6 protein-coding genes are annotated in these 7,333 nt (G+C 45.4%); 3 read left to right on the forward strand and 3 right to left on the reverse strand.

Annotated features, from left to right (window positions below; translation table 11 throughout):
• Nucleotides 1–821 (forward strand): Na+/H+ antiporter NhaC family protein (locus ACRCZA_RS04570; protein WP_438673289.1); only part of this gene is annotated, 821 nt, incomplete at its 5' end.
• 88 nt (nt 822–909) lie between these two features.
• On the opposite strand, the gene ACRCZA_RS04575 is transcribed toward ACRCZA_RS04570, so the two are convergent.
• From ACRCZA_RS04575 to ACRCZA_RS04585, 3 genes are all read right to left on the reverse strand, one after another.
• On the reverse strand, nt 910–1,539 hold the full coding sequence (locus tag ACRCZA_RS04575) for a response regulator transcription factor (protein ID WP_438673290.1): 630 nt from the start codon (nt 1,537–1,539) through the stop codon (nt 910–912).
• A gap of 11 nt (nt 1,540–1,550) precedes the next feature.
• Entirely contained in the window at nt 1,551–3,224 is a 1,674-nt protein-coding gene (locus ACRCZA_RS04580) for a sensor histidine kinase (protein ID WP_438673291.1), read from the reverse strand.
• A 322-nt stretch (nt 3,225–3,546) separates the two neighbouring features.
• Entirely contained in the window at nt 3,547–4,674 is a 1,128-nt protein-coding gene (locus ACRCZA_RS04585; protein WP_438673292.1) for an FAD:protein FMN transferase, read from the reverse strand.
• 190 nt (nt 4,675–4,864) lie between these two features.
• On the opposite strand from ACRCZA_RS04585, the gene ACRCZA_RS04590 reads away from it, so the two are divergent.
• Nucleotides 4,865–6,220: an FMN-binding protein gene (locus ACRCZA_RS04590; RefSeq protein WP_438673293.1), complete on the forward strand. Its 1,356-nt coding sequence runs from the start codon at nt 4,865–4,867 to the stop codon at nt 6,218–6,220.
• A 16-nt stretch (nt 6,221–6,236) separates the two neighbouring features.
• A complete protein-coding gene (locus ACRCZA_RS04595) occupies nt 6,237–7,274 on the forward strand; it encodes a porin (protein ID WP_438673294.1) in 1,038 nt (345 codons plus the stop codon).
• Nucleotides 7,275–7,333 lie beyond the last annotated feature (59 nt).

Consider the following 7,333-nt stretch of genomic DNA (forward strand, 5'->3'; position numbering starts at 1 on the left):
CGATTCCCTACATGTTGTATGCCTGGCTTGCGGTCGCGATGGTGTTACTTGTGGTGCTTGGGATTGTTCCGGCGATTGGCCCAATGAAAACCGCGCAGCTGCGGGCGGCTCAAGGTGAGCCCGCTCAGGCGCAGGTCAATTTAGACCTAGTGCAAACCTCGGACGAATATGCCGTTAAAGCCATTGAAGAAGAATTTAAGCATGCTGATAATCAAGGCAAATTGCATAACTTTTTAGTGCCTATCTTCTTATTAGTTGCCTTTACTGTGTATTTTGATATCGATGTGTGGAAGGGATTGTTAGCCACATTGGTGATCACTATCCCTTATTATGCGATTCAGCGTTTAATGCCGCTGGCGGAAATGATGGATCAAATGATCGATGGCTTTAAAGGCATGCTGCCTGCCATTAGTACGGTTATTGCGGCCTTTGTATTTAAGGATGTGTGCGATCAACTGTTGCTGCCACAGTATGTTATTGAATCCTTAAGCCCATTTATGACCCCCAAATTATTGCCCGCGGTGGTGTTTTTATCGATGGCGGTGCTTGCGTTTGCTACGGGCTCGAGTTGGGGGATTTTTGCAGTGACTATCCCGATTGTGATGCCTTTAGCTCAATCCGTTGGTGCGGATATTCCATTGGTGATTGGCGCCTTGTTGTCGGCCTCATCCTTTGGCAGTCAAGCGTGTTTTTATTCTGATTCTACGGTGTTAGCAGCCCAAGGCTCTGGTTGTAACTTAGTCAGTCATGCTGTGACTCAGTTACCCTATGCGTTGATTGCGGCGGCGATTGCGTTTGTTGGCTTCATCGTTATCGCTTAAGTGTGTCTATAAACATAAAAAAACCAGCTTCGGCTGGTTTTTTTATGGGTCACAGATCCGTGATGATGTGATGAAGCACATTCAGCGTTTAACAGGGCTCTGCGCCTTTAAGCTGGATTAAATGTTTATAATCGGCTAACAACCATGCCAGTTCGGCGGCGTTACTGACCTGCATTTTTTGCATGACTTTTTGGCGATGCAGTTCTAGGGTGCGCTGGGCAATGTCCAGCTCTGCGGCAATCACTTTATTCATTTTTCCTTCGAGAATACGCTCCATCACCTGGGTTTCTCTTTGGCTTAAACTGGCAAGTCGCTGCAGGAGATCAGACTGGAGGGATTTTTGTTGCCATTTCTCAAGGGTGTGGGCCTCTGCTTCGGCCACTAAGGTGCGAAGCTTATCACCATCAACGGGCTTTTCTAAAAAGTTAAAGGCGCCCTGTTGTATGCTGTGTACCGCCATGGCGATGGTGCCGTGGCCAGTTAGCATGATCACTGTGATTGGGCTTTGCGCCTGAGACAGGTGGGTGAGCAGGGCGATACCGTCCATTCCGGGCATTTTGATGTCGAGCAGCAGGACGGCGGGCAAGGTGATATCGACCTTTTGTAAAAAATTATCCGCCGAGTTAAAGCCTTGACAGGACAGCCCCATGCCTTCGAGCATCCAGCTTAAGGAATCCAGTACATCTTGATCGTCATCGACGAGGTAAAGTTGTGTCATTGTCTTTTCTCTTACATTCCATCGGCGCTGCGGGGTAGCGTGACTTTAATAGTTAATCCTGGAGTGGCGTGTTGTGCTTCGATTGTTCCTTTGTGCTCTTCAATAATGCGTTTGCAAATAACCATCCCCAACCCGAGCCCTTGGGGTTTAGAGGTCTCAAAGGGGAAGAATAACCGCTCTAGCGCGGTATCCGAGAGGCCACAGCCAGAATCAGTAATGTGAATATACACCTGTTGGTCGTCGATCCCCGTCTCGATAATCAGCCGCTGCATGGTGCAATTTTCCATGGCATCCAGTGCATTACGTAACAAATTGACTAAAACCTGCTGCATCAGGCTGGCGTCTGCGTATACCGGTAAGGATTGTAGGTGAACCTGTGGCTTGAGTTTAAGGCGCTGAAATTCTGGCTGCATTAATGCCAAGGTTTCTTCAATCACTAAGCGTAAATCGCAGTGCTGAAAATCGCTGGTCTGCTGGCAAAAAGTCCGCAGGCGATGGATGGTGGTTTGGGCTCTATCGACTTGATTGATGACTTTGTTGAGCGCGGTGGCTAATTCGATTTGGGTGTTATCTAACCGATATAAGCAGCCTTGGGCAAGATAACGGATCCCGGCTAGGGGTTGTTTTAGCTCATGGGCAATGCCAGAGGCCATTTCGCCGGTGAGTAATACCCGTTGGGCCCGATAAAATTGTTGCTGTTGCTCGAGTAAGATTTGTTGAGTGCGCTGATGCTGCGCGATTTCGGCGCAGAGATCTTTGGTACGTTTGACCACTAAGCGTTTTACTCGCAGATGATGCAAATAGCCCAGTAATAATAACACGAGGATACTGCCTCCCCAGGGTAAGGCATTGTATAAAAGCCGTTGCCAGTTGGTGATAAATGGCCATTGTTCGAGTTGTTTTAACAGTTCAAACACCGGACTGTCGTCGACCGGAGCGGACCAATACTGATAGCCACCAAGGCGAGCGGCTGGGCTGTCTGGGGTTAATTGCAACAGATGACTGACCACTGCGGTAGCCAGTTTATGATCGGTATGGCCTAATTTGGTGAGGGCATACCCTGGATATAAAGGGGTCGACACCTGACATGAAAAGCCATCATGGGGCTCTGTGAGCACGACTTTAAGGGCGTCTGCCGCAATGGTCCGCTGTGCAATGGCTCTTTCTAGCACACAGCTCGGCAATATGGCCACATCCGCTTCACCCGATAGCAGCATGTGTAAGAGCTTTTGTTGGGGAAAGCCGATAAAGCGCAACTGTGGCAACTCTTTATAGGCATTGATCCCTTTATGGGCAAGGGTTGCCGCAAAAATTTGAAAGCCACCAAAGGCTTGGGGATCACTCGATACAAGTCGTTGCTTTTTGAGTTGCTGCCAATCGGTAATATTGTGGTCCATCCGCGTGACGATAGCAGAACCAATGCTTTGCTCTGGATGTTGGATGTTATGGCGAACTAAGGTGAGCAAATGGCTCGTACCATAGTTTCTTTTAAAGGCGACCGTGGTGAGGGCATTCCCAATTAAAAAGTCGATGCGCTCATTGGCTAAGGCCTCCTCAAGCTCAGAGGGCGTTAAGGGGGTCAATTGTACCGGGCGGCGGAGTTGTTGACTGAGCCAGTCGGCGGTTGGCTGCCAGTTCGCGAGTATTTCCTCCGGTTCATTAAAGGCCATAATCCCGATACGCACGCTTGTGGGCTCAATTTGAGCGCTAGGCGTTGGCCCATCAGGGGGTGCGGCTTGAAGCTTTGCGCCGCAAAGCGTTAGACATGCAGCCAATAGCGCCAATAGCAGGGAGGCTAAACGGGGGCTGATGTGGTGCGCAAAACGTGGCTTAAATGAGGCGGGCAAGTGGTATTCCCTAGTTTATCAGTGGCGAGTTAATTCACGGGTTAATGGAAGTATGATATACCATCGAATCAAGGGCTCAACAACCTGGGATTGCGGCCTCCTAATGGGCACATTATGCCCATTAGGGATAACTGATGTATTGAGCCTTTTCACAAAACACTTAAGGCGTCGGCTGTACTCTATATTGGTCAAATTGCGGCGTGGCGATTTTTGTGCCTTGTTCATCCATAAACCATACCGCTTCAATATTGCCAATTTTTTTGATTAAGGCTTGCGCCTCTGGCATCGGCAGTAAAAATAAACTGGTGGAGATCACATCGGCGAGAATAGGATTGTTTTTCATAATCACCGATACCGAGATCCCCTCTGCTTTTGGATAAAGCGTCGTGGGGTCAATAATATGATGATATTCTTTACCATTGACTTTGTAATAGTTTAAGTAATTGCCACTGGACACAATCGTAATATCTTCTCCTTGGATCACTTCATGATAAATATCATCTTGACTAATATTAATATCATCAGGTTGCTCTAATTGATATTTGCGGATTAATGGGTTTTCGATCGCCGCAATAAAGGCTCTACCGTCGGGATGTTTACCAAAATGGCGAATGTTGCCCCCTGCATTAATCATAAATGCCGTTATGTGATCCGCCTTTAATTGGTCATATACTTTTTCGACCATCCATCCTTTAGCAATACCGCCTAAATCCAGTTTCATCCCGGCTTGCATTTGGACGGTGTTATTGGCGCTGTCGAGTTTAATATTGTTAATATTGATATGCTTAGCGGCGCTGGCTAATTCCTCATCATGGGGTAATTCACAAGCGATACCCTGTTGACAGCGTTTTCGATAACTGCGCCAGATCTCTAATACTGGCGCGAGGGCAATATTAAAGCGTCCTTGTGTTATTTCATGCCATTCAATGCTAGCTGCTAATAACTCGGTAAGTTTAGGGTCGATTTTATGGCGAAGTTCTGGCGCATTATTAATACTTTGAATATTGATGTAGCCCGGATAGGTATTAAAGTTGGAGCCTAAGTAATGATATTCTTGAACGACATTTAACGCATGACAAAGTGCTGTGTAAGCTTTTTGCTCATCGGCCTCATAAATATCAACAGTAATGGACGTCCCAAAATATTTAAGGGTATTCATCGTACCTTTACCTTGGGCATAACTAAACGTTGCATTGCTTTTGCAATCGTAAGGAATAAACTCCGCCCGCGCTAATTGCGTGATAAAAATAACACCAAATAACACCACAAATCGCAATAGATTCTTCATATAACGTCCCCCTTGATGACGTGTAAAGTAGTAGCATGAATTGGCCGTCAAGACAGTAAACAATCGGTAAAGTGTTAGCTAACTCATATATTTTACACTGAGGTTGGCCTATTGCGGTTTTCCGCAATTGTCGAAATTTTCTCGAGGTCTATGCTGACGGCAAGTTCACTAGTTGCAGAGCGTTTATACGATGAAAACTGAATTACATTTCAAAAAAAGCTTGCTTGTCAGTGCCCTTGCTGTAGCCACATTAGCCTTAGCCGGCTGTGCTAATACGGCTGCACAGGGTAAATATGTTGACGGTGTCCATCAAGTCAGTGGTAAGGGTAAAAAGAGCGAAATTACCCTCGAAGTGAAGGTGGAGCAGGGTAAGATCAGCGCAATGAAAACCTTATCCCATAAAGAAACCGAGTCACTGTATCTCAATGCTGAGCGCTTATTACCTGAGATTGTCAGTCGAAATGGCCATGAAGGCATTGACGCTATTGCTGGCGCGACCTATTCATCCAATGGGATTCTGAAAGCAGTTAACGATTTACCGCGCGTTGATGGCAGTAAACCTGAATTTCAAAGCGTCGGTCCTCGCAGCCAAACTGGTGATGATGATTTTAAACTCAAGTGGTCTATCCAACCACGTTTAGGTACGGTCAAAGGGGATTACTACTTCGAAGAAGCTCGCTTCCGCCAGGGTCATATGGGCAGTATGTTGGTGGTGGTTGATTCAAATAACAGACAAGATGTTCTGTTAGCTGAATTTAACGAAAGTGGCCGTCCAAATTATTACACCCGTTTGTATCAAGATGTTCCTAAGCGGATGTCTGAATACAACTTCTCTATGGGTAAAAAGAAAGGGACCGCTTGGGTGCAATCCGCATTGACGATGGAAAAGTTAATGATGGAAAAAGATCAGCTGACCTTTGAGCTGAATCCAAACTACGATCCTAAACTTGGCAACAAACTGACTGAGCCTAATCGTCTGAAATATCAAGGTATTGATATTGTAGCGGGTGCTTCTAATAGTATTCAGCAATCGATGATCCCTTTAACGGCGAAGATCCATAGCCGTATCCAAACAGGTGCGAGCCCAGAGGTTTTCTATCAGCAAGCAGAAAAAATCTTAGACGAGAAAGGTCGCTGGACTGGCGTGACAGCCATGTTGCGTGTCGTGGTTGATAAAAATACTCAAAAAATCACCCATGCACATTACGATGAAATTTTCGCCGATGATAAAAAAGAAATTCAAGATGCCTCTTTGAAAGCGTTTTATCGTCAATCGAAATATCACTCAATTAATTATGTTGAACCAGCCCGTATTGGCTTTAACGTGATGATCGATGCGTTGGAAAAGCATTTAGAAGAGGGTGGTTCATTATTTAATATTAATGATTTACCTGCAGCTGGTGATACTGGCAGCTATGCCCAAACTGGTTTTACCAAACGGTCGGATGCATGGGACAACTATTTACGTCTCGCAGGCGTGTTATATCAACAAATGCGTACCGATGGGGTAATTAGTGAACACGCTTTGGCACCTGCCGCAAAATAACTGAGGAAATGTAGCTATGTTGAAACCATTTGCACTCTCACTGCTGACGTTGGCACTGTGTGGCTCACAGGCCATGGCTGATGAGCATAAATTTTATGGACGTATCGATTATTCTGTCACCCACTCAGACAGCGGCAGTGCCACTCATGATAATAAAAGTGGCACAATTTTAGAAAATAACTTTAGCCGTATTGGGGTTAAAGGTTCAAGCCAATTGACTGATACGACGTCGCTGTTTTATCAGATTGAAGTTGGGGTTAATGGTGAAGGTCAAGAAAATGGCGATAAACCGTTCTCTTCGCGCCCCACTTTTATTGGTGTGAAACATAATACCTATGGTGCATTAGCTGTAGGGCGGATTGATCCGGTATTTAAGATGGCTAAGGGTATGTCTGATGCGATGGACAATTACTCTTTAAAGCATGATCGCTTATTTGCCGGGGATAAACGTTGGGGTGACTCTTTCGAATATAAATCAGCTTATTGGAATAAATTACAATTAGGCGTGAGTTATTTGATGGAAGATAATCATTATAACGATGGGGATAATCGTCGTGATAATGGTAATTACCAATTGGCCCTGACCTATGGTGATAAATTTTTCAAAACCAGTGATTGGTATTTAGCCGCCGCTTATAGTGATGGCGTGGAAGATGTTGAAGCCTACCGTGCGGTAATGCAGTATAAGTGGGACAACTGGCAATTTGGCACTATGCTGCAACATTCTAAGTTAGTGAATTCGGATAAAACCGATTGGCAGCAACGCGAAGGTGATGGTTTTATTGTTAGCGCTAAATATCAGTGGGGACAATTATCATTAAAGGCGCAGTATGGCTTGGATAATTCTGGTACGGGATTAATTGCTAACCGTATTTATGCAAATAAAAATGCGATCATTGATGCGGTGCCAGAAGTTTCCCAGTGGGCGGTCGGTGCTGAATATAAGCTGAGTAAGTCGACTCGGGTACATACCGAAATCGGTCAGTTTGATGTGAAACAGTATGATGATTTTGACGACACTATTGTCAGTGTAGGTATGCGTTACGATTTTTAACTCAAAGGGTTAACTGAGACGTTTAACTGCACTGAGTATGGTAAGTTAGTTTTATTTAA

The sequence above is a fragment of the Shewanella sp. genome, from assembly GCF_051658185.1.
Taxonomy (GTDB): Bacteria; Pseudomonadota; Gammaproteobacteria; order Enterobacterales; family Shewanellaceae; genus Shewanella.